This is a genomic window from Streptomyces dengpaensis, from assembly GCF_002946835.1.
GTDB classification, from domain to species: domain Bacteria; phylum Actinomycetota; class Actinomycetes; order Streptomycetales; family Streptomycetaceae; genus Streptomyces; species Streptomyces dengpaensis.
In genome coordinates this window covers 2,111,478-2,134,279 of record NZ_CP026652.1, presented here as the reverse complement: position 1 = coordinate 2,134,279, position 22,802 = coordinate 2,111,478, and the positions used below count along the sequence as shown (strand labels likewise).

Sequence of the window (22,802 nt, the reverse complement as noted above, 5' to 3'; positions counted from 1 at the left end):
CAACGCGGGTGCTTCAACGCCTTTCGCGGGTCGGTGGCGGCCGGGTCACACGTGCGCGGCCGCGGTGAATTCGGTCAGGACACGCCGGTAGTAGTCGGGGCCGAAGCCCATCGCGGCCACCTGGGGCACCAGGGAGCGCAGCTTCTCGATGGAGATGACGTGCTGGCCGCCGATGTCCAGGTACTCCCGGCGTGCCACGAGCCCCAGTCCGGCGGCGAGATGGTCGACGATCTCGTCCACGGGGACGGCGTGACCGGACGCCACGTTGACCGTCTCCGAGCGCAGACCGGTGGCGAGCAGCCGGTCGATGACGGTGATGACGTCCCGTACGGCGATCAGGTCCCGGGCGGCGCCCCGGTGCACCCGCACCACTCCCTCGCGCAACTGCCGTACCAGCGTGGGCAGCAGCTGATGCTCCGGCTGGTTCGGGCCGACCAGATGCCCCAGCCGCAGGATGAGGTGGTCGGCGCCCGTCTCCCGCACCAGCCCTTCGAGCGCCACTTTGTGCGCGCCGTAAGGGGTGCAGGGGACCACCGGGGTGTCCTCCCTGCCGGGGCCCTCGGCGAGCCCGTACATCCCCGTCGACGCCGTGGAGAAGAACAGCAGCCGCCGCCCGGTGGCCACGCAGTGCTTCGCGACGTCGCGCAGCAGCGCGGCCTCCCGCGCGAAGTCCGCGTCCGAGGTGCCGCTCGCCCAGGACACCCCCGCCGCGAGGGCCACGGTGTCCGGATGCCGGCCGGCCAGTGGACGCAGATTCCGCGCCAGGAACCCGGTTCCCACAATGTCCATACGTCGTCGTCCTGATCTCTGGGAGGGAGGAGGCCGTCGGCTCCGGGAGACGCCCACGCCGGGAGGCCGGCCGTCGGGCTCAGCCGCGCGCGGCCACGAACTCCTTGATCGACGCGGTCACGTAGTCCAGCATTTCGTCGGTGAGCGCCGGGTAGACCCCGATCCAGAAGGTGTGCTCCGTGATGATGTCGCTGTTCGTCAGCTCGCCGACGACACGATGGGGCCGGCCGATGTAGGCGGGGTGCCGGGTGAGGTTGCCGGCGAACAGCCGCCTCGTGCCGATCCTGCGGTCCTCCAGGAAGTCCACCAGCTCGGCGCGGCCGAACGGAGCCTCGGGGTCCACGGTGAGCACGAACCCGAACCAGCTCGGGTCGGAGCGGGGCGTCGCCTCCGGCAGCAGCAGTCCCGGAACGCCGTCCAGCCCCTCGCGCAGCCGCCGCCAGTTGCGCTTGCGGGCGTCGATGAAGTCGTCCAGCTTGGCGAGCTGGGTCAGGCCCAGGGCGGCCTGGATGTCGGTGGCCTTCAGGTTGTAACCGACGTGCGAGAAAATGTACTTGTGGTCGTACCCGGCCGGCAGCGTGCCCATCTGGTACGTGAACCGTTTGAGGCACTTGTCGTTCTCGCCCGGCTCGCACCAGCAGTCGCGTCCCCAGTCGCGCAGCGACTCCACGATCCGCGCCAGCGCCAGGTTCGAGGTCAGCACACAACCGCCCTCGCCCATGGTGAGGTGGTGCGCCGGATAGAAGCTGACCGTCGTCATGTCGCCGAAGGTGCCGGTGAGCTGCCCGTCGTAGAGCGAGCCCACCGCGTCGCAGTTGTCCTCGATGAGGAACAGGTCGTGCTCCTCGGCGAGTTGCGCGATCGCCGTGACCTCGAAGGGGTTGCCGAGCGCGTGCGCGATGATGATGGCGCGCGTCTTCGGCCCGATGGCCGCGGCGACCCGGTCGGCGGTCGCGTTGTACGTCGTGAGGTCGACGTCGACGAAGACCGGGATGAGCCCGTTCTGCAGGATCGGGTTGACGGTGGTGGGGAAGCCCGCCGCGACGGTGACGATCTCGTCGCCCGGCTTCAGCCGCCGGTCCTCCAGGGCGGGGGAGGTGAGCGCCGAGACGGCCAGCAGGTTTGCCGACGAGCCCGAGTTGGTGAGATGAGCCTTGCGCCGCTTCAGCCGCCGCGCGAACGCCGACTCGAACTTGCGCTGGCTGCGCCCGGCGGCGATCCGCATCTCCAGGGCGGCCTCCACCAGCGCCACCCGGTCCTCCTCCTCCAGGACCGCGCCCGACGGCCAGATCTCCGTGGTGCCGGGCACGAACTCCCGCTCCGGGGCGCTCACTCGGTGGTACGCCCGAACCGCTTCGAGCACCTGTTCCTTGGGGTCGCTCATCATCCTGTCCTTTCGTTGACGGGCGGCTCGGCGGCCGCGAAGGTGAGCGGCGGCTCGGCGCCCGCGGGCTTGACGGGCGGCAGGGCGGCCGCGAGGAGGTCGCGCAGTGCGGAGTCCAGGGGGCGGCTCGGTGCCCAGCCGAGCAGCTCCCGGGCCAGGGAGACGTCCAGGCACTGCCGGTCGACGTCGCTGCGGCCCGGTGGGACGCCGGCCCCCTCGGTCACCGGCACGTCGAGGCCGCTGAGCGCGACCATCCGGTCGATCACGTCCCGGACGGGCACTGCCTCGCCCCGGCCCACGTTGATCACCCGCCCGTTGACGTACGTGGCGGGCACGCGGGCCGCGGCCAGCACGGCGTCCACCACGTCCCGTACGTCCACCAGGTCGCGGGCCGCGCGCAGCGGCGGCAGGCGTAGTGCGTCCGCCCGCTCCCCGGCGGCCTCGGCGCGCGCGGCGTCGGCCAGGTGCGCGGCCACGTCGCCGAAGAGACTCCCGGCCGGGGTTCCGGCACCGATCACGTTGGCGAGCCGGAGCACCACCCCCTCGACGTTCCGCTCCCGCACGGCCCGCAACACCGCCTGCGTGCCGAGGAGTTTGGTGCGTCCGTACGGGGTGACCGGTGCCGCCGGCCAGTCCTCGGGGGTGGCGCCGCCGGGAGTGCCGGCCCCGTACTCGTGGACGCTGCCCAGGTGGATCAGCCGGGGTCCGCCCGGCTCCCGGGGCAGCGCGGCGAGCGCCTCGGTGACCTTCGCGACCAACTCGGCGTTGGCCGCGGCCATCTGCGCCTCGTCGGCCCGCCAGGCCCGGCCGGCCGCGTTGACGACGGTGTCGGCGCCGACCCTGGCGAGCAGTGCGGCGAGTTCCCGGGGCGAGGCGGCGACTACGTCGAGGCGGATGAGGGCGGGGCATCCCGCGCCGGGCTGCATGCCGGGCTCCGCGCCGGGCTTGGCGCCGGGCTCCGCGCCGGGCTCCGCGCCGGGCTGCATGCCGGGCTCCGCGCCGGGCTTGGCGCCGGGCCCCGCGCTGGGCGAGACCAGATGCACCCGCGCCCCGAGCGCGCCGAACGCCGCACCGATGTGACGCCCGAGGAACCCGGTGCCGCCGAGCACGACCACCGTGCGGGAGGAGGCGGACCCGCCGAGGTCAGGCAACGGCCCGGTCCGTCCCGTGCTTGGCGGCCTTCCACCAGTCGGGGTTGTCCCGGTACCAGGCGACCGTGTCGGCGAGGCCCTGCTCGAATCCGATGAGCGGGGCGTAGCCCAGCTCCTCGCGGATCTTGGTCTCGTCGATCGAGTAGCGCAGGTCGTGTGCCTTGCGGTCGGCGACCCGCTGGATCGCGGCCGCGTCCGAGCAGGTCAGTTCGAGGAGCTGCTCGGTGATGGCGAGGTTGGTGCGCTCGTTGCCGCCGCCGATGTTGTAGATCTCACCGGCCCGTCCCTGATTGAGGACCAGGTGGATGCCCCGGCAGTGGTCGTCCACGTGCAGCCACTCACGGACGTTGCCGCCGTCGCCGTACAGCGGCACCCGGCGTCCCTCGAGCAGGTTCGTGACGAACAGCGGGATGAGCTTCTCGGGGTGCTGGTAGGGCCCGTAGTTGTTGGAGCAGCGGGTGACCGACAGGTCGACGCCGTGGGTGCGCCAGTAGGCGCGGGCCACCAGGTCGGAGCCCGCCTTCGAGGCCGCGTACGGCGAATTGGGCGCGAGCGGCCACTCCTCGGTCCAGGAGCCCTCCGTGATGGAGCCGTACACCTCGTCCGTGGACACGTGCACGACCCGGTCCACCCCGCTGTCGAGCACGGCGTCGAGCAGCGTCTGGGTGCCGAGGACGTTCGTACGGAAGAAGTCGCCCGCGCCCTCCAGCGAGCGGTCGACGTGCGTCTCGGCGGCGAAGTGCACCACCGCGTCGTGGCCGGGGACCAGTTCGCGCATCAGGCCGCGGTCGCAGACGTCGCCGCGCACGAACACCAGCCGTTCGTGCGTCCCCGGCAGGTTGTCGCGGTTTCCGGCGTACGTCAGCTTGTCCAGGGCGGTGACCTGGGCGCCCTCCCAGCCGCTGTACGCGTCGGCCAGCAGGCGTCGGACGAAGTGGGAGCCGATGAACCCGGCCGCTCCGGTGACGAGGATCCTCATACCGTGACCTCCACTCGGGTGTGGTCTCCGACGACCAGCCGGTACCGGCCGGCGCCCTGCTCGGTGGCTCCGACGGAGGCCGCGCGCCCGATCAGCGAGCTGCGCAGGCCCCTGACGCCGCTGACCGACGCCTCGTCGAGCGCGATGGAGTTCTCCAGCCCGCTGTCACTGACCAGGCAGCCGCGGCCGATGGACGTGTGCGGTCCGATGTGGCTGTCCTCCACCACGGCGCCCGCGCCGATGATCGCCGGGCCCTCGATACGGGAGCGTGTGACGCGGGCGCCCGCCTCGACGACGACGGTGCCCACCAGTTCACTGGCGGCGTCGACATGTCCCGCCACGGCCGGCGCCAGCCGCTCCAGCAGGTAGCGGTTGCAGTCCAGGACGTCCTCGACGTTCCCGGCGTCCTTCCAGTAGCCGTCGTACTGGGTGGCCCGGACCTCGGCGCCGGAGGCGAGCAGCCACTGGATGGCGTCGGTGATCTCCAGCTCGCCGCGGGCGCTCGGCCTGATCGAGTCCACGGCGCGGTGAATGGCGGAGGTGAAGAAGTACACGCCGACCAGCGCCATGTCGCTGCGCGGCTCGGCCGGCTTCTCCACCAGGCGCACCACCTCGCCGTCCGGCCCGAGTTCGGCGACCCCGAACTGGCGCGGGTCGGGCACCTTGTGCACCACGATCTGCGCGGCCGGGCGCCGGACGGTGAAGGCCTCGGCGGTCGCGGCCACCCCTTCGGGCAGCACGTTGTCGCCCAGGTACATGACGAAGTCGTCGTCCCCGAGGAAGTCCCGGGCGACGGCGACGGTGTGGGCGAGGCCACGCGGGGCGTCCTGAAGGAGATAGGTGAGTTTCACTCCGTGTCGGGAGCCGTCGCCGAGCGCGGCCTCGATGTCGGGGCCGCGGTTGCCGACGATGACGCCGATGTCGGTCACGCCCAGGTCCCGGATGTTGTCCAGGACATGGACCAGGACGGGCGTATTGGCGATCGGGATGAGCTGTTTCGGCATCGAATAGCTGAAGGGTCGCAGGCGGGTACCGGAACCGCCTGCCAGCACAAGCGCCTTCATGAGGGGTCCTCTCGATTCACGTGTGCGTGCCTTTCGGGATGCGGAGCAGGTCCAGTGCGACGCGGAGCGGTGCCGTGGCGGCTTACAGCGGTGCCGTGGCGGCTTACAGCGGTTCCGCGGCGGCTCAGAGCGGTGCCGTCGCGGCTCACAGCAGTGCCAGTGCCGCGACGACGTCGGAGGGCAGCGGCATCGCGGCGATCTCCGCGGAGAGTTCGCCCGCCCGCTCGCGGTACCCGGAGCGCGAGAGCAGTTCCTCGCAGGATTCGGCGATCCGCTGGTCCGTGTCCTCGCCGGGCAGCAGCGTGATCGCCGCCCCGCGCTCGGCGACGCGGAGGGCCGGCACTTCCATGACGGCCCCCTTGGGGATGAGCAGTTGGGGCACCCCCGCGTTCAGGCCGGTCAGGGTGCTGACGCCACCGGCGTGATGGACCAGCAGGTCGCAGGTGAGCGCGATGACGTCGAGGGGCACCCAGCCGGCGCGCAGGCCCGGCAGTTCGGCGGTGAGGGCTTCGGCCACCTCGTCCGGGGCGGCGACGATGAGTTCGACGTCCCACGCGGTGACCTCCTTGGCCAGCCCGCGCAGGAACTCGAAGTTCCTGTCGTAGCTGTCCCGGGCGACCCTGCTGCCCGAGGTCACGCAGATCCGGCGGCGCTCGCCGCGCGCGTACATCCACGGTTCCAGGAGCCGCTGCCCGTTGGCCGGGACGTAGCGCATCATCTGTGCCGGTTCGGCGTTCGCGGGGCGCAGACTGGGCGGGCAGATGTCCACGAAGAGGTCGGGGACAGGCAACCGGCTCAGGCCCAACTCCGCGAGCTCCGGGGCGAGTTCTGCCTCGGCGCCCGGATGGATGCCGTCGGCCTCGATGGCGTCCCAGGCCTGGCGCACATGCGGGATCCTCAGATGGGCGGCGACCAGCGGGGCGACGTAGCACATGGTGCCGCCGACGACGAGGTCCGGCCGCCAGGACCGGGCGAACTCCAGCATGCGCGGCAGGCTCTCGGCCGCCATGCGGGCGAACCAGCGGCCGGTGAACAGCGCCTGTTCGACCGGGTCGGAGGGAATCGCCTCCGGGTTTCCCTCGCGGTCCTGCGTGATGAAGTCCCTGATCGGCCAGTGGGTGGTCGGAACACCGGGCAGGCCGGAGCCGGTGATGTGCGGCATCATGTCGGCGTTCGCGGCCATCACGACCTGGTGCCCGGCATTGCGGGCGGCGGTGGCCAGCGGGGCGAGCGCGAAAACGGTCGCGGGGCTGCCCGCGGCGACGAAGAGGATCCTCACGGTGTCCCTGCCTTGCTGAGTCGGGGCAGAATGCCCGCCGCCGCGGCCTCGGCCACGGTCGGTGCCTTGGCGTCCTTGTCGGAAATGAGCGGGATCTCGGGGCAGTTCCACGGCAGACCGAGTTCCGGGTCGAGCGGATTGATGTCGATCTGCGTTCCCGGCACATAGGTGCTGGAGACGACGTAGCAGATGCACGCGTCGTCGGTGAGCGCGAGAAATCCATGGCCGACGCCTTCGGGCACATAGACCGAACGGCCCGATTCCGCGTCGAGTTCATTGACCTGGTGCCGCAGGAACGTCGGTGATCCGATCCGCAGATCGACCACGATGTCGCGCAACGCGCCCCGCACACACGTGACGAACTTCGCCTGCCCGGGTGGAATGCTCACGCTGTGAATGCCGCGCAACGTGTGGCGTTTGGACACCGAGTAGTTGATCTGCCGGGGCCGGAAGGCGACGCCGGTGGCCTTCTCCAGCAAGTCGTCGCGCATCGCCTCGTAGAACGTCCCCCGCTCGTCCGGGATCTGCCGCGGCGTGATCACGAAGGCGCCGGGGACGACCATGTCCTCGATCAGCATCGCGTGCCCGCCTCCCCGGCAGGTGATACGGACAGCCGCTCCAGATCGGCTGCCACGGCGGCGGGGGACGGCATCGCGGCCATGTCCGCGGCCAGCCGGCGGGCCGCCTCCCGGTACGCCGGGTCCGACAGCAGTGCGTCCAGGGCACCGGCGACGAGCCGCGGGTCGTCCTGTTCGGCCGCCTTGTCGAAGGAGAGGCCCGCGCCGGTCGCGGCCAGCCGGTCGCCCAGCGGGAAGTGGTCCGCCAGCTGCGGCAAGGTGAGCTGCGGCAGCCCGAACGCGGTCGCGGTCATCGCGGTGCCGGCCCCGCCGTGGTGCACCATCGCGTCGCAGCCGCCGAGGAACAGATGCAGGGGCAGCGGATCGATCAGCCGTACGTTCTCCGGTACGGCGCCGATCCCGGCCCGGTGCCGTTCGGGAACCGTCGCGAGGATCTCCGTACCGTGCCGCCCGGCGAGGGCGCGCAGCAGATCCCTGGCGAACGGCTCACCGTGCAGAGCCAGGGTGTTGCCCAGCGAGACGGCCACCCGCTGCCGTCCGGCGCCGGGTCCCCGGTCCGCGCGCAGCCACCCCGGCACCTCGCCGCCACCGCCGTACGGCACGTACCGGATGGACGTGCCCGGGTCGGAGTCCGGCAGCCGCAGGGCCGGCGGGCACGGGTCGAGCAGGACCGTCGGATCCGGCAGCCCAGGAAGGCCCCATCGCGCGCACAGCTCCTGGAAGCCGGGGCGCACCGAGCGGCGGGCGGGCCCGGAGATGGCGTCCACCGTCCACCGGTGGTGCACCACCGGCACACCGAGCCGGGCGCCGAGGAGCAGCGAGCAGAACTCCATCGGGTCCGCGAGGATCAGTTCCGGCCCGAAGTCCTCGGCGAGTCCGGTGTAGTGCCCGAGGACGGACTTGGCGTGCGCCATCCACAACCTGCCGTATCCGCCGACCAGTTCGGGGGCCGGCCGGGGTCGGGCCTGCAGCGGCCGCTGCTCCTCGGGAAGCCCCCGCAGCAGCATTCGGTCGACGTCGAAGCCCTCTCCCAGGGCCACTCCGGTGAGCCCGGCGGCCCGCACGGCACCGAGCACATCGGGCTGCCCGGCCACCAGCACGTCGTGCCCCGCCGCGCGCAGCGCCCAGACCAGCGGGACGAGCGGCAGGAAGTGGGTCGGTACGGGGGTGGAGATCACGAGTACGCGCATCTGGCGGGACGTCCTCTCGGAGGCCGGCGTTCGGTGCCGGTGGGGAGGCTGACCTTCGTCGGGTGGCGGTGGCCGGACGGCGGGGCCGGACCGGCCGGCGGGCGGACGTCAGCGGCGTTCGGCGGTCAGCCGCTCCAGCAGGGGTACGACGTCCTTGGGGGCCGGGGCGGCGAGCATCTCCTCGTAGAGGCCGCGCGCCCCGAGCTGGAAGGAGGGGTCCTCCAGGAGCCGCACGAGCTGCTGGTGCAGACCGTCGACGTCCAGGGACTCGGGGTCGGCGACCAGGCCCGCGCCCATGTCGGCGACATAGCGCGCCGTGACCATCTCGTCCCACATCACCAGGGGCACCACGAGCTGCGGCACCCGGTGGGCCACGGCCGCGGAGAAGGTGCCGCCGCCTCCGTGGTGGATGATCGCCGAGCTGGTCGGGAGAACCTGGTTGAGCGGTACGTACTCGACGGTGCGCACGTTCTTCGGCACCGTGCCGACCGTCGCGAGCTGCCGGCTGTCGAGGGTGGCGACCACCTCGGCATCCAGCCCGGACACCGAGTCGAAGAACTCAACGACCGGGAAGCCGCTGTACTTGCCGAAGATCTTGCGCCGGCTCACGCCCAGGGTCAGCACCGCGCGGGGCCGCTCGGGCCGCGCGTGCAGCCACGCGGGCAGCGAGGCCGCCCCGTTGTACGGCACCCGGCGGACCGGCACGTACGTGAGGTCCAGCGGCTGCCGCATCCGGGACTGCGTGAGGTCCAGCGTCCACTGGCCGAGCAGCATCTCGTCGGTGAACTCCAGCCCGTACCGCTCCAGCATCGGGCCGAACCAGCTCAGCCAGGGATGCTCGGTCAACTCCGTTGACAGATCGGCGAGTTCGCGCTTGGTCCGGTCGTGGATGACGGCGATGTTGTCCATGCCCCAGACCAGCCGGGCGTGCGCGGCGCCGCTGACCCGCGCGGCGACCGGCGCGGGGAACATCAGCGGATCCCAGAGCACGAGGTCGGGACGCCAGGCCCGGGCGAAGTCCACGAGGTTGTCGAGGACCGGACGGCGGCCGCCCTCCCGCTCCGGTGCCGGGTAGTGCAGCGAGAACATGCCGGTCAGGATGGAGCGCGCGGTGCGCCAGGCGCCGTCCTCCGCGTCGGCGGGGTCGAAGCCGAGTGAGGGCCGGTCCGGCTTGGCCTCCCCGGAGTGCGCGCCGAGCGCCGGGGGCAGCTCGTCCGGCGTGCCCAGCGGTACGGCGGTGAGCCCGGCCGCGCTGATGTTCCCGATCACTCCCGGGTCCACCACACCGGCGTGGCTCGCCACGACGACCTCGTGCCCGGCGCTCTGCAGCGCCCAGGCGAGGGGTACGACCGGATACAGGTGTGCCGTCGCGGGAAAGATGGTGAACAGGACACGCATCGTTGATCTCCGTTCGCGTTCGGGTGCGGCATCGGCACGTCCCGCGCGGGCCGGGGAGTGCGGGCCACGTCAACTTGTCCGGCCGGCGCGGGAGGTGAGGTTCACAGGGCGCGGACGGCCATCGGGGCCGCCGTCACGTTGTCTTACGGGGCGCAGAGGTTCGGGTCACAGAGGTTCGGCTTACGGCGACGAGCACGCCCAGGGCCGACACCACGGTCAGGAACAGCACCGCCCGGCGGTACCCGGCACCGGCCAGCGCGGCCACTGTTGGCAGCGCGAGCACCGCCCCGAGCTGCACGGCCGTCTGATAGACCGGCACCGCCCGGCTCTTCCACTCGGCGGAAACCCCGGACAGGGCCTGCAGGTTGAGCGCGGCGAACGACAGCACGAAGGCGGCGCCGACCAGCAGCAGCACCGGCAGCACCCCGGTGACGTAGCTGTCGGGCGCCCCCCGTAGCAGCGCGGTCAGGCATCCGGCCGTCGCCGCGCAGCCGCCCGCGACGATCAGCCGCTCGCTGCCGAGCCGCGCCACGAGCCGCCCCGCGAAGGGCAGCGACAGCGCCAGCGGTACACAGGCCGGCAGAAAGGCGAGCGCGAGGCGCCAGGAGTCCCAGCCCCACGCGGTGTGCATCCGGTAGGTGAGCAGCAGGAGCAGCCCGAGGTAGGTGCCGTTGAGCGCCGCCGCGCAGAGCGCCGAGCGCACGAACGGGCCGTTGCGCCCCACGTGGGCGAGCGTCTGCCGCAGTGGCGGCGCGGCGGCCGGCGCCGGGTCCTTGGGGATCAGCCGGACGCCGAACACCAGCAGGAGCAGGGCGATGGGCGCGGGGAAGACGAGATCCCAGCGCCAGCTCAGCGTGGTCAGCGCCCCCGAGGACAGCAGCCCGGCCGTGAACCCCGCGGCGCCGAACCACGAGTACACGGAGACGGCCCGGCGCTGTTCGGCGCCCGCGGGGAAGGCGGTTGCGATGATCGCGAGGCCGGTCGGCGCGGTGAGCGCGGCGCACATGCCCTTGACGACCCGGGTCAGCACCAGGACCTCGCTCTGCTCGGCCAGACCGCCGGCTACGGAGGCGGCGACGAAGACCAGCAGGGCGGCCAGATACATCCGGCGTCGCCCCCAGCGGGCGACGAGACGCGGGCCGAGCAGCAGCAGCGCCGCGAAACCGGCCGCGAAACCGCTCATCACCCACTGCGTGCCCCACGGCGAGAGCCCCAGGTCGTCTCCGAGAGCGGGCAGCGCGACCAGCATCACGGACACTTCGAGCGCGTCGATGAGCATGTTCCCGGCGAGCACGAAGAGGAGAGCGCGGTGGCCGCCGGTGGTGCCGGTACCGGGGCGTGCGGAGACTGCCGTCATGACGTGCTGACCACCTTCGGGGCAGGGACGGAGCGCCTTGCGCGGTCCGGCCGCGACGAGAGGGCCTGGGGGACGCAGACCGGCCGCGGCTCTCGGGGCATCGGGACCGAGCCGCGGCCGGCCGGGGACGGGCCGCGGGAGGACGGCGGCCCGCCCGGTCAGCGCAGCAGCGTGCCGCCGCTGGCGTCGAGGTAGGAGCCGGTGATCCAGCGGGCGTCGTCGCTCGCCAGGAAAGCCACCACATCGGCGACGTCCTTCGTCTCGCCGACCCGCTCGAAGACCGAATAGCGCGCCATCTCGGCGACCGCCTCCGGATTGTCGAAGACCGGTGCCCCGTTGTCGGTGATGCCGGGGCCCACGCTGTTCACGGTGATGTTCCGCGGGCCGAGGTACTTGGCGTAGTGCAGCGTCAGCTGGTCGATCGCGCCCTTGGTCATCGCGTACGCGACTTCCTGCGGGTTGGCGAACCGGGTCAGCCCGGAGGAGATGTTGATGACCCGCCCGCCGTCGGGGAGGTTCCGCAGCGCCCGCTGCAGCAGGAAGAACGGCGCCTTGGCGTTGACGGCGAACAGATGGTCGAACTGCTCGGGCGTGACGTCCTCGGGGGCCACCCCGCCCATCACCCCCGCGTTGTTCACCAGGATGTCGAGCGTGGCCGTGCCGGTGCGCTCCTTCAGACCCCGCTCCAGCTCGAGGAAGAGCGCGTGTACGTCGCCGGACACGCCGAGTTCGGCCGCCACCGCGAACGACCGGCCGCCCTCCTTCTCGATCGTGGCCACGGTGTCGTCGGCGCCCGGGATGTCGCGGGAGCAGTGCACCGCGACCAGCGCGCCCTCGCGGGCCAGACGGATCGCCGTCGCCCGTCCGATACCGCGGCTGGACCCGGTGACGAGCGCGGTCCTGCCGGTGAGCTTGCCCATGGTGGTCCTCCTGTGCGTGCGTGTGAACGGGCCTGTGGCCGTGGGTTCTTCGGCGGGGCCGGCCGCCACGGCCGGCCCCGCCGCGGGCGGGACGAGGGGGCGCGGGCCGTCGAGCCCGCCGATCGTCGTGGCGAGATGGGTGCGCACCGGCGCCAGGGTCAGCAGCTCCGCGAACACCGCGCGCAGGGCATCCATCTCGGGGCCGCCGAACAGCAGGTGGGCCTGGGCCTCGATGTACCCGAGCACCCGCGCTCCCGCCGGGTGCCGCTCGGCGTGGTAGCTGTCGAGCACTCCGTCGTCCGCGCGCCCCGCGATCCGCGCCGTGAGCTTCTCGCCGAGCGAGGCCGCGTCCTGGAGGCCGAGGTTGAGGGCCTGGCCCCCGACCGGGAGCTGAGCGTGCGCGGCGTCCCCGGCGAGGAAGACCCGGCCCCGCCGGTAACGCGCCGCCTGCCCGCATGCGTTGTGGAAGGCGTTGACCCACACGGCCCGCGCGCCGCCGATGTCCTCACCGGTCACCCGCTTCCACACCCGGCCGACCTCGTCGGCGTCCGGTGGCGCGCCGTCCGGTGCGGGTACCCGGCCGTACTCGTGCACCATGAGCCGGGTGACGCCGTCCGGGCCTCGCCGCGCGTTCGCCACGCCGTTCGGATGCCGCTCGAAGCGCCGGTCGGGGATCTCGACGCCGGTGATGTCCGCCCGCAGCAGTTCCTTGGTCGCGGCGCTGCCGGGGAACGCGAAGCCGCCCAGGCGCCGTACGGTGCTCCGCTCGCCGTCGCAGCCCACGAGGTAGGCGGCGGTGAACTCCCGCCGCACGCCGTCCGGCCCGGTGGCGGTGACCCGTACCCGGTCCGCCGTCTCGGCCAGGCCGGTCACCGTGTACCCGCGCCGCACCTCGACGCCGAGCCCGGCGGCCCACCCGGACAGCACCGTCTCGACCAGCGTCTGCGGAGCCTTCCACTGGCCGGGAAAGCGGCTCGGGACCGCTGCCGTCAGGTCGAGGGGGATGCCGCCGAAGTGGCCGGGGCCGGCGTTCGGCGGTGGCCCGAACCGCTCCGTCAGGCCCAGGTCGTCGAGGATCTCCATGGTCCTGGCGTGCAGGATCGACGCCCTTGACTCGCCGGTGGGCTCGGTCAGCCGCTCCAGTACGGTGACCCGTACGCCGCCCCGGCCCAGGATCCCGGCGAGCAGCAGCCCGACCGGCCCGGCGCCCACGACGGCCACATCGACGTCCGGCGCCTCGGCGGAACCCGCCGCTCGTGCCTCCGCCACCGCGGAGCCTGTCGCTCCTGCCCCGGCCCCCTCGACGCCCGCCGCTCGTGCCCCCGCCACCGTTCAGCGCCGCGCTTCGGCGTACGTCTTGGCGTGGCCGAGCGTCGCCCGGCTGTTGTTGCCCAGCGCGTCGCGGATGAACGCGCGGGCCTCGGGGACCCCCGCGCCCTCGCCCAGGATCCCGCTGATGTTCTCGGTGTTGAGGATCACCGTGTGCTGCGAGGTGGCGGTGGTGACGCCGTCGGCCGACTCGTCGAGCTGCCAGTAGCCGGTGTGCAGGGTCATCAGCGCCGGCAGCGTGGTCTGCTTGTAGACGATCCGGGAGTGCGGGAAGCAGACCCGGACCGACTCGGTGGTGTGCACCGAGCCGTCCTTGGTCAGCGTGTCCATCCGCAGCACCTGGAGCCCCGGCGAGTCCTCTGTGAGGGAGACCTTCACGACGTGCGGCAGCCGCTCGCTCCACGACTGGGCCTCGTTGAGGAAGTCGTACACGTCCTTGGCGGAGCCCTTGATCTCCACACTGTCGATGAACGACAGAGTCAACTCGGCCGAGGCGGTGACCCGTTCGACATTGGTCTTCAGCGCTGCCAGCTCGGAGCGGCTGTTGCGGTCGACGGCCCGGTCGATCCACTCCAGACCCGCCGGGTCGTCGTCGACGGCCCGGTAGTCGTGCAACAGCCTTACCCGGCAGACGTTCTCCCCGGCCGGCTCGATGATCCACGTACCGCCCATCGAGGCCACCGGCGGGCTGGACACCTCCTGCCGGAAGGTGATGCGGCGGGCCGCGGGGTCGAGGGTCCGGTGCGAAGTCCAGCCCTTGGCCGCGCCGTTGGCGGTGGCCCAGATGCGGATGCGCTCCTCGCGCTCACCGCGTTCGACGTGGTCGACGTGGACGGTCGGCGGGAAGATCAGGGGCCAGTTCCCGACCTCCGCGATCAGCCGGTACACCTCGGCGGCCGGTGCTTCCACGGTGATCTCGTGCGCGACCTCACGGACGGTCATGGTGAACTCTCCTCGCGGTGAAAGGGATCAGAAGTTGCCGAGACCGCCGCAGACGTTGAGCGCCTGCGAGGTGATGGAGGCGGCGGCGTCCGAGGCCAGATAGCCGACCAGTCCGGCGACCTCCTCGGGCGTCGAGTAGCGGCCGAGCGGGATCTTCGCCTGGAACTTCTCGAGGATCGCGTCCTCGGAGGTGTCGTACGCGGCCGCGTAGCCCTGCCGTACGCGCTGTGCCATCGGCGTCTCCACATAGCCGGGGCAGACCGCGTTGACGGTGATGCCGGTCGGCGCCAGCTCGTTGCCGAGGGCCTTGGTGAAGCCGACCACCCCGTGTTTGGAGGCCGAGTAGGGGGCGCCGAGCACGACCCCCTGCTTGCCGGCGGTGGACGCGATGTTGATGATCCTGCCGCGGTCCTTGGCCGCCATGCCGCCCGCGTTCAGCACCTCACGGGTCATCAGGAACACGCTGTGCAGATTGGTCGCGATGACGTCGTACCAGAGCTCGTCGGCGATCGAGGCGGTGGGACCGCCGCCGCTGCGGCCGGCGTTGTTGACCAGGACGTCGACGGTGCCGAAGCGGTCGACGGCCTGTCGTACGAAGCGCTGAACGTCGGCACCCTCGCGGACGTCCGCGACGGCGCCGTCGATGTCGAGGCCCTCGTCGAGCAGCGTCTTGACCGTCTTCGTCACGCCGTCCTCGGTCCGGGCGCACAGGAACACACGATGGCCCTGTCCGGCGAGGAGCCTGGCCGTCGCGAGGCCGATGCCGCTGGTCGCGCCGGTGACGACGGCGACCTTCTTTCCGGAGTTCTCGGTCGTCATGCTGTTGTCTCCTGTGTCTCCTGTGTCTCCGGGCGGGATGTAGGGGCGTCAGCTGGAACGGGCGGGCACCAGGAAGGAGTTGACGGCGTCGATCAGGGCGCGCGGCGTCTTCGCCTCCGTCACCGTGTCGTCGTCGAGGGTGATGCCGAACTCGCGCTCGATACGGCTGCTGGTCTCCAGCAGGGCCAGGGACTCGTATCCGAGCGACTCGAACTCGGCGTCGAGAATGTCGCCGTCCAGGTCGACGGCCTCGTCGGCGCCTGCCCCGTCGCGCAGAATGCGCCGAAGGTCGTCGAGGGTGAACTCGCGGTCGGACATGACGGTCCTTTCGTCGGGGTCATGAGGGAGCGGGGGAGTGAGGGAGCGGGGGAGTGAGAGAGCGGGCGAGTGGGGGGCGAACGAGGGATACGGCGGCCGACGGCACCGCTCTAGTCGTCGACGGCGCGCACCACGGCGGCTGAGTTGAAGCCGCCCTGCCCCCGGGCGAGGATCAGCGCCGCGCGCACCGGCATGCGGCGCGGGCGGGTGGTGACCAGCTCGATCGCGTACGCGTCGCTGGGCCGGGTGCCGACGGACGCCGGGACGACCCCGTCGCGGATGGCCAGGAACGCGGTGGCCAGGTCCAGCGGGGCGGCCCCCGAATACAGGCGGCCGGTCATCGTCTTGGGCACGCTGACCGGGACTCCGCGGGGCCCGAAGACTCCGGCGATCGCCTCGGCCTCGACCCGGTCGAGCTCGGGCAGCGCGGCTCCGTCGGCGAACACCACGTCGATGTCGCCCGCGACCGTTCCCGCGTCGCCCAGCGCCAGCTCGATCGCCTTGCGCAGACCGGGCGGACGCCCGCTGCCGGGCCGGGGGTCGAAGGTGGACCCATACCCGGCGATCTCCCCGTAGATCCGCTGGGCGCCCCGGGCGCGCGCCCGCTCCAGGTCTTCGAGGACGAGCAGCGCGCCGCCCTCGCCGGGCACATGGCCGCGCGCGCCCGCGTCGAAGGGCACATACGCCCGCGCCGGGTCCTCGCTGGTGCTCAGCCGTCCACCGGCCATCTGGGCGACCCAGCCCCAGGGACAGATCGAGGCGTCGACGCCGCCCGAGACGACCAGCGGGGTGCCCTTGCGGATCTGACGGCGCGCGTGGGCGACGGCGTCGAGCCCGCCCGCCTGGTCGCTGACGACCACCGCGCTGGGGCCGCGCATCCCGTTGCGGATGGAGATCTGGCCGCTGTTGACGGCGTAGAACCAGGCGAACGACTGGTACGCGCTGACGTAGCGGCTGCCCTGGCTCCACAGCGCCTTCAGTTCCCTCTGGCCGAACTCGAAGCCGCCGGAGGAGCTGGCCGTGATGACGCCCATGTCGTACTCGGGCAGTCCGGCGGGGTCGACGCCCGCGTCGGCGAACGCCCAGTCCGCGCCGGCGAGCGCGACCTGCGTCATCCGGTCGGTCTGCGGCAGCAGCCGGGTCGGGAGGTGCTCCAGGGCGCTGAACTCCCGGATCTCGCCCGCGAGCCGGGCCGGGTACTGTGCGGGGTCGAAGCGGGTGATCCGCCCGATGCCGCTCGTGCCGGCCAGGGTCGCCGCCCAGTACGCGTCGGCGCCGAGGCCGTTGGGCGCGGCGACGCCGAGCCCCGTGACGGCCACGCGGACGGCCGGGCCGGCGCTCGTACGGCGCCTGTCGCGGACGGCGGTCTGCACGCTCACGCGGCGCCCCTTTCGGCACGGTCGGGGCGGGCCAGCACGATCGCGCTCTGGAAGCCGCCGAAGCCGCTGCCCACGGAGAGCACGGCGTCGGTCCGCCAGTCGCGGGCGGTGACCGGCACATAGTCCAGATCGCACTCGGGGTCGGGGGTGTGCAGGTTGGCGGTGGGCGGCACCGCCCCGTGCTCCATGGCCAGCGCCGACGCGGCGATCTCGATGGAGCCGATCGCACCGAGGGAGTGGCCGACCATCGACTTGATGGAGCTGACCGGCACGTCGTAGGCGTGGCCGCCGAGGCTGCGCTTGAAGGCGGCGGTCTCGTGCCGGTCGTTCTGCTTGGTGCCCGAACCGTGCGCGTTCACGTAGTCGATGTCCTCGGGGTTGAGCCGGGCCTCGTCGAGCGCCACCGTGATGGCCTCCGCCATCTCCCGCCCGTCGGGGCGCAGTCCCGTCATGTGGAAGGCGTTGCTGCGGGTCGCGTACCCGGCGATCTCCGCGTAGACGTGCGCGCCGCGGGCCCGGGCGGAGTCCAGCTCCTCCAGGACGAACACGGCGGCGCCCTCACCGAGGACGAACCCGTTGCGGGTCCCGTCGAAGGGCCGGGAGGCGTGCTCGGGGTCGTCGTTGCGCGGGGTGGTCGCCTTGATCGCGTCGAAGCAGGCCACGGTGATCGGAGAGATCGGGGCGTCCGCGGCACCGGCGACCATGACGTCGGCGGAGCCCTCCCGGATCAGGTCGGCGGCGTATCCCACCGCGTCGAGGCCCGAGGTGCAGCCGGTGGAGACCACGGTGCTGGGCCCCTCCGCGCCGACCGCCCAGGCGACTTCGGCCGCGAACGAGCTGGGCACCAGGTAGTTGTAGAGATGCGGTACGGCGTAGGTGTGGTCGACCAGGTCGAGCCGGCCGTTGTCGCTGACCGTGCGGTACTCCTGGTCGAGGCCCATGGTCGCGCCGACGGCGCTGCCTATGGTCACGCCGGTCCGGTGCGGGTCGAGTCCCCCGAACTCCAGGCCGCTGTCGGCGACCGCCTCGCGCGCCGTGACCACGGCGAACTGCGCGGCTCGGTCCATGCGCCGGATCTCCTGCGGGCTCAGCCCGAGCAGCGCGGGGTCGAAGTCGGCCTCGGCGGCCACCTGGGAGCGGAACGGCGACGGGTCGAAGAAGCTGACGCGGCGGGTGGCGGTGCGCCCGTCGGTCAGCAGGCTCCAGAAGTTCTTGGCGCCCACCCCGCCCGGCGCGGTCACCCCGATCCCGGTGATCACGATCCGGCGGCCGCGGGAGGCGGTCACAGTGCGGTCCAGTGGTAGAAGCGCCGGGCCATCGCGTCGGCGGGCGAGCGCCAGGTCACCGGGTCGTACGCCTCGATGAACGGCTTGAGGTCCTGGCTGATCCCGATGAACCGCGGGTCCGTCCTGGCCCGTTCGATCCGCTCGCCGCCGTCCTGCTCGTCGAAGTCCTGCAGATGGAAGTAGAGCCCCCGGTACGAGAAGAGCTGGCGGCGCCGGGTGCCCATCAGGTGCGGCATCCCGGTCGCGTCGAAGTTCCCGAACAGGCCGGCGACGTCGTCGGCGGAACCGGGTTCCATGCGGGCCACGATCAGCGTGCTGTGCATCTCTGTCTCCTTGTCAGGACGGTCGGCGTCAGGACGTCAGGACGTCAGGCGGCGTCAGGACGTCAGGGCGGTCGGCGTCAGGACCGCGGCGTCCGCGAGGGGCCGAACCAGCGCTCCAGCGCCATCGGCAGGTCGTGATGGCTGCCCGGCGCGGCCCACGCCACATGCCCGTCGGGGCGCACCAGCACGGCCGAGGTACCGGCCAGCGGACTGTCGTCGGGCAGGCCGTGCGGCAGCGCGGTGACGATGTCCACGCGGTCCGACCAGTCGGCCGCCCGGCCACGCAGCACCGCGTTGTCCTCCAGGTCCAGGAGCACACCGCGGGCGGCGCGCAGCAGCTCGGTGCTGCTGGTCTTGCGCTGGTCGCCGACCAGTTCCAGGTGCGGCATGCGCAGGCCGAGCAGGGGATGGCGGCCCGGTCCGACGTCGTAGCGGATCTCCAGTCCGCTGACCATGCCGGCCAGATGGCGGCTGACCTCGTCGTACCGGATCAGCTCGCGCAGGACGTCCCGCAGCGGCTGTACCTCGTCGCCGCCGAGGAAGAGCAGCCCCTGGGCCTTGGTGTTCATCATCAGCCGCTGTCCGACGGGGTGCCGCTCGCCGTGGTAGGTGTCGAGCAGTTCCTCGGGCGCGCTGCCGCGGACGACCGCGGCCAGTTTCCAGCCGAGGTTGACGGCGTCCTGGATGCCGGTGTTCATGCCCTGGCCGCCGGCCGGCAGGTGGATGTGCGCGGCGTCGCCCGCCAGCAGGATCCGCCCCCGCCGGTACTCGGTGACCAGGCGGGTCGCGTCGCCGAAGGCGCTGACCCACACCGGTTCGGCGTGCGAGATGTCGATGCCGGTCAGCCGCTGCCAGGCGGCCGCCACCTCGTCGTACGAGGGTGGTTCGGTGCGCCGCTGGGGCGGGGTGCCGCGTTCGCAGACGATGATGCGGGTGATCCCGCCGTCGCCGAGCGGGCCGACCATGACCATGCCGCCGTCCACGGTCTCGCCGATCAGCCGGGGTTCGAGGTCGACGCCCTTGATGTCCGCGAGGTACATCTCCAGCGTCGCCGGGGTGCCCGGGAAGCCGAATCCCGTGGCCTTGCGGACGGTGCTGCGTCCGCCGTCGCAGCCCACGAGGTAACGCGCCGTCAGCCGCCGTTCGCCGTCGGGCCCGCGGACGTCGGCCTCGACGCCCTCGGCGCTGTCGCGCACCGCGAGCAGTTCGTGCCCTCGGCGGATGTCCGCGCCCAGGTCACCGGCCCACCCTTCGAGGATGGTCTCGGTGGTCGACTGCGGCACGGTCTTGGCGGCCTGGAGCACGCTGTCGAGTACGCCGAAGTCGACCGGCAGGCCTCCGAAGTGCCCGGCGTCGCTGGTCCCCATGTCGCCGAAGCGGGGCAGCAGGCCGCGCTGGTCGAAGACCTCCATCGTGCGGGTGGTGAAGCCGAGGCCACGGGACTCGCCGGTCCGGCCGGAGAGCCGGTCGACGACGATGACGTCGACCCCCGCCAGGCGCAGCTCGGCGGCGAGCGTCAGGCCGGTGGGGCCCGCGCCGGCGACGATGACCGAAGCATCCATGTACTTGTCCTCCGGGCATTTCAGAGAGAAATTGCGGGAGATGGCTCGGGATATAACGCGGACGTTAAATCCCGGAAGTAAGCGGAAACCAGATGAAACGAGCGGGAGGCCGGTCTTTGTGCGGGCCTGCCGTGGAACGCGCACCGGTTGGTCGACACAGTGCCGCGGAATCTATTGATGAGCTTCTTCGGTCATCCGCGGAATGTCAAGCCGCCTTTTTCAGGCGGGTCACAATCTTCCGTCAAGCAAGGGTTAAGTCGCACTTCGGGAAGACGCTCCGTCAGGAGATTCCGCGCGGTTCCGGGCGCGCGCACCGAGCGAACGCTGGACGTCCTCGGCGTGGTAGTACGTGCGCCCGGCCTCCGCCCGGCGCCGCCATCGCCGCTCGCTGGCATGCCGGTAGACGCTGCCGGGCGCGATGTCCCACAGCCGGGCGATGTCGGCGGCGCCGATCCAGCGCACCCGGGTCTCCCGGGCCAGCAGCCGGCTCAGGCTCAGCCACTCGTCGGCGGACCAGCGATGGTCGTGGGCGGCGTCGCAGCGGATCTCGACCGGCACCTCGGACCGGTGCGGCCGTACGAGCGCCACCAGGACGCCGCGGCAGTCCGCCTCGACGCACGGCCCGATGGGCACCCGGCGCAATGGGCTCGGATCGACGACGCGGTGGGCGTCCCGCACCAACGTGGCGGTTTCCCGCGAGAGTTCGGCCGCCGCCTGATGGGTGGTGAGCCAGTCGCAGTGCCGGGCGAGGAAGGCCGCGAGGGCCTCCACGCTCGTCGGTGGAGGGCTGGTCCGGCGCTCGTCGACGACCACGGACGACCAGGAGCGCAGGACCCCCGTGATGGCCGAGCGGGCGTCGGAGGCCGCCGTGTTGAAGGGCAGTCCGGGCAACGGGCCGCCGGAAGTGCGCTCGCGCGCCCGGTCGGAGCCGCCGAGCAGCCGGCCGCACTCCTCGTAGAGCCGGGGCAGCCGGCGCAGTTCGGCGACGAGCCGGTCCCGGCAGCCGGGACAGAGCCGGTGGCCGCGAACGGCGAGCCGGCGCGGCCGGCCCTCGGCCGCCCGGCGCTCGCACCGGGCACCTCCGCACACCGTTAATTCATGGGTCGTACCTGCGATTCCTCGGATCATTTCCCCCACCATTTCTCGGGTGGGAGGAGGCTATTTCCGATTCGCTCTGCGACCTGTGAGTGACGTCACCTTCTGTGGGGTGCGTGCCGGAGATATCTGACTTCTCTGATGAATTTGTCGTGGATTTGAACGTGACGGCAATTCAGATTCCGAGTCGGGCGGCGATCCCGTCGAGGACCGCGTCGAGTCCCGTTTCGAACTGCCCCTCCAGGTCGTCCTTGCGGGACGCCTCGCCCACATAGCGGGTGAACGTGGGGTAGCGGCCGGTGTTCACCAGCCAGGTCAGCCGGGGGGCCAGTCCCGAGCGGGTCTCGTCCCCGGTGGACCAGCCCTGCTCCCGCATCAGTTCGGCGAGACCGATCTCGTAGCCCACGGCGCCCTGCACATAGGAGTCGACGGTGCGGTAGACGGCCATCATCGTGTCGGCGTCCAGGCCGAGCCCGTCCAGCGCGGCCAGCCCGGCCTCGGGCACGGCCAGCTGGTTCGGCGTCAGCGTGAACACCGCCGTGCGGGCCACCCAGGGGTGCCGCAGGAGCAGGGTCCGGGTGCGCAGGGCGAGCGTCCGCATGGCCTCCCGCCAGCCCTTCGCGTCATCGGGCAGCGTCAGCTCGCCGTAGACGTGGTCGACCATCAGCTCCAGCAGTTCGTCCTTGCCGGACACATAGCGGTACGCCGCCATGGGGGCGACACCGAGGTCCGTCGCGAGGCGCCGCATGGTGACGGTGTCCAGGCCTTCGGTGTCGGCGATGGCCACGGCGGCCGCGGCGATGCGTGCCGGTGTGAGCGCCGAGCGCGGGGCGGGGGCCGGGCGGTCGAGGCGTTCCCACAGGAAGACGTTTGCCTGGGGGGCGTCCGGCTCCGGCGTCACCTGCGTCTCCTCTTTCCTTCGAGCGGGCATGGGTGAGGACTCCTTCCGGCGCCGCGTATGTGTACAACGTAACAGTGGTGGACAACGTACACGCGGCTGTGTACGTTGTATCTGTAGCGATACGACGTACACTACCGGGAGTTCCGCATGAGTGACCTGAATGACAACCCGCTGCAGGTGGCGGCCCTCGTCGGCAGCACCAGGGACGGGCGCTTCGGGCCGGTCGTGGCCAACTGGCTGCTGGGCCAGATCGCCCAGCGCAAGGACATGGACGTCGACGTCGTCGACCTCGTCGAGACCCCCCTGCCGACCGTCATGCCCGCCTTCGGGCAGCAACTGTCCGACGAGGACATGGGGTTGCTCGGTGCGGTCGCCCCCCGCCTCGACGCGGCCGACGCCTTCGTCATCATCACGCCGGAGTACAACCACAGTTACCCGGCGGCCCTGAAGAACGCCATCGACTGGCACAACCCGCAGTGGCACGCCAAGCCCGTCGGCTTCATCTCCTACGGCGGCATCTCCGGCGGCCTGCGCGCCGTCGAGCACCTGCGCGGCGTCCTGGCAGAGCTGCACGCGGTGACCATCCGCAACTCGGTCAGCTTCCACAACTACGGCGACAAGTTCGGGCCCGACGGCAAGCCCCTCGACCCGGAGTGCGACATCGCGGCCAAGGCCCTGCTCGACCAGCTCGCCTGGTGGGGCCAGGCCCTGCGGGACGCCCGCGCAGCCCGCCCGTACACCGCCTGACGCGAGAGAAGG

General features: G+C 72.0%; 21 protein-coding genes. 1 reads left to right on the top strand and 20 read right to left on the bottom strand.

The features are described 5' to 3' along the window. Positions 1-45: 45 nt before the first annotated feature. The 20 genes from C4B68_RS09675 to C4B68_RS09575 all read right to left on the bottom strand — a co-directional run bounded on the left by C4B68_RS09675 (position 46) and on the right by C4B68_RS09575 (position 22,073). Entirely contained in the window at positions 46-789 is a 744-nt protein-coding gene (locus C4B68_RS09675) for an NAD-dependent epimerase/dehydratase family protein (protein WP_099498971.1), read from the bottom strand. Positions 790-868: 79 nt separating this feature from the next. Next, positions 869-2,173, bottom strand: a complete 1,305-nt coding sequence (gene rfbH / locus C4B68_RS09670) for a lipopolysaccharide biosynthesis protein RfbH (RefSeq protein WP_099498970.1) — start codon at positions 2,171-2,173, stop codon at positions 869-871. Further along, on the bottom strand, positions 2,173-3,324 hold the full coding sequence (locus C4B68_RS09665) for an NAD-dependent epimerase/dehydratase family protein (RefSeq protein WP_099498969.1): 1,152 nt from the start codon (positions 3,322-3,324) through the stop codon (positions 2,173-2,175). The genes rfbH and C4B68_RS09665 overlap by 1 nt, the downstream gene beginning before the upstream one ends. Beyond that, positions 3,317-4,303, bottom strand: coding sequence for a dTDP-glucose 4,6-dehydratase (rfbB, locus tag C4B68_RS09660; protein WP_099498968.1), 987 nt, complete (start codon positions 4,301-4,303; stop codon positions 3,317-3,319). Before rfbB ends, C4B68_RS09665 begins: the two co-directional genes overlap by 8 nt. Then, positions 4,300-5,367 carry a glucose-1-phosphate thymidylyltransferase gene (locus C4B68_RS09655; RefSeq protein ID WP_099498967.1) on the bottom strand — a complete coding sequence of 356 codons (1,068 nt, stop codon included), beginning with the start codon at positions 5,365-5,367 and terminating at the stop codon, positions 4,300-4,302. The genes rfbB and C4B68_RS09655 overlap by 4 nt, the downstream gene beginning before the upstream one ends. Positions 5,368-5,512: 145 nt before the next feature. Beyond that, complete coding sequence (locus C4B68_RS09650) at positions 5,513-6,646, bottom strand: glycosyltransferase (protein WP_167459057.1); 1,134 nt, start codon at positions 6,644-6,646, stop codon at positions 5,513-5,515. Continuing rightward, the gene (locus C4B68_RS09645) at positions 6,643-7,224 is read right to left on the bottom strand and encodes a dTDP-4-dehydrorhamnose 3,5-epimerase family protein (RefSeq protein ID WP_099498966.1); all 582 of its coding nucleotides are present in this window, start codon (positions 7,222-7,224) and stop codon (positions 6,643-6,645) included. The genes C4B68_RS09650 and C4B68_RS09645 overlap by 4 nt, the downstream gene beginning before the upstream one ends. Continuing rightward, a complete protein-coding gene (locus C4B68_RS09640; RefSeq protein ID WP_099498965.1) occupies positions 7,218-8,414 on the bottom strand; it encodes a nucleotide disphospho-sugar-binding domain-containing protein in 1,197 nt (398 codons plus the stop codon). Before C4B68_RS09640 ends, C4B68_RS09645 begins: the two co-directional genes overlap by 7 nt. Positions 8,415-8,522: 108 nt before the next feature. Next, positions 8,523-9,812 carry an activator-dependent family glycosyltransferase gene (locus C4B68_RS09635; RefSeq protein ID WP_099498964.1) on the bottom strand — a complete coding sequence of 430 codons (1,290 nt, stop codon included), beginning with the start codon at positions 9,810-9,812 and terminating at the stop codon, positions 8,523-8,525. Positions 9,813-9,945: 133 nt separating this feature from the next. Beyond that, on the bottom strand, positions 9,946-11,169 hold the full coding sequence (locus tag C4B68_RS09630) for an MFS transporter (RefSeq protein ID WP_099498963.1): 1,224 nt from the start codon (positions 11,167-11,169) through the stop codon (positions 9,946-9,948). A 158-nt stretch (positions 11,170-11,327) separates the two neighbouring features. Further along, on the bottom strand, positions 11,328-13,418 hold the full coding sequence (locus C4B68_RS09620; protein ID WP_276311565.1) for an SDR family oxidoreductase: 2,091 nt from the start codon (positions 13,416-13,418) through the stop codon (positions 11,328-11,330). 3 nt (positions 13,419-13,421) lie between these two features. Beyond that, positions 13,422-14,360: an aromatase/cyclase gene (locus C4B68_RS09615; protein WP_099498960.1), complete on the bottom strand. Its 939-nt coding sequence runs from the start codon at positions 14,358-14,360 to the stop codon at positions 13,422-13,424. Positions 14,361-14,387: 27 nt separating this feature from the next. Next, positions 14,388-15,179: a 3-oxoacyl-ACP reductase FabG gene (gene fabG, locus C4B68_RS09610; RefSeq protein ID WP_099498959.1), complete on the bottom strand. Its 792-nt coding sequence runs from the start codon at positions 15,177-15,179 to the stop codon at positions 14,388-14,390. A 48-nt stretch (positions 15,180-15,227) separates the two neighbouring features. Continuing rightward, positions 15,228-15,497 (bottom strand): acyl carrier protein, encoded by a 270-nt coding sequence (locus C4B68_RS09605; RefSeq protein ID WP_099498958.1) that lies wholly within the window; start codon positions 15,495-15,497, stop codon positions 15,228-15,230. Between the two features lie 110 nt (positions 15,498-15,607). Continuing rightward, on the bottom strand, positions 15,608-16,870 hold the full coding sequence (locus C4B68_RS09600) for a ketosynthase chain-length factor (RefSeq protein ID WP_240634686.1): 1,263 nt from the start codon (positions 16,868-16,870) through the stop codon (positions 15,608-15,610). 2 nt (positions 16,871-16,872) lie between these two features. Beyond that, entirely contained in the window at positions 16,873-18,162 is a 1,290-nt protein-coding gene (locus C4B68_RS09595; protein ID WP_099498957.1) for a beta-ketoacyl-[acyl-carrier-protein] synthase family protein, read from the bottom strand. After that, the gene (locus C4B68_RS09590) at positions 18,159-18,485 is read right to left on the bottom strand and encodes a TcmI family type II polyketide cyclase (protein WP_099498956.1); all 327 of its coding nucleotides are present in this window, start codon (positions 18,483-18,485) and stop codon (positions 18,159-18,161) included. Before C4B68_RS09590 ends, C4B68_RS09595 begins: the two co-directional genes overlap by 4 nt. A gap of 77 nt (positions 18,486-18,562) precedes the next feature. Further along, positions 18,563-20,047 (bottom strand): FAD-dependent monooxygenase, encoded by a 1,485-nt coding sequence (locus tag C4B68_RS09585; RefSeq protein WP_099498955.1) that lies wholly within the window; start codon positions 20,045-20,047, stop codon positions 18,563-18,565. Between the two features lie 252 nt (positions 20,048-20,299). Then, the gene (locus C4B68_RS09580; RefSeq protein WP_143674235.1) at positions 20,300-21,175 is read right to left on the bottom strand and encodes a hypothetical protein; all 876 of its coding nucleotides are present in this window, start codon (positions 21,173-21,175) and stop codon (positions 20,300-20,302) included. Positions 21,176-21,317: 142 nt separating this feature from the next. After that, positions 21,318-22,073: a TetR/AcrR family transcriptional regulator gene (locus C4B68_RS09575; protein WP_099498953.1), complete on the bottom strand. Its 756-nt coding sequence runs from the start codon at positions 22,071-22,073 to the stop codon at positions 21,318-21,320. Between the two features lie 117 nt (positions 22,074-22,190). On the opposite strand from C4B68_RS09575, the gene C4B68_RS09570 reads away from it, so the two are divergent. Beyond that, positions 22,191-22,790, top strand: a complete 600-nt coding sequence (locus C4B68_RS09570) for an NADPH-dependent FMN reductase (RefSeq protein ID WP_099498952.1) — start codon at positions 22,191-22,193, stop codon at positions 22,788-22,790. The last annotated feature ends 12 nt before the right edge of the window (positions 22,791-22,802 follow it).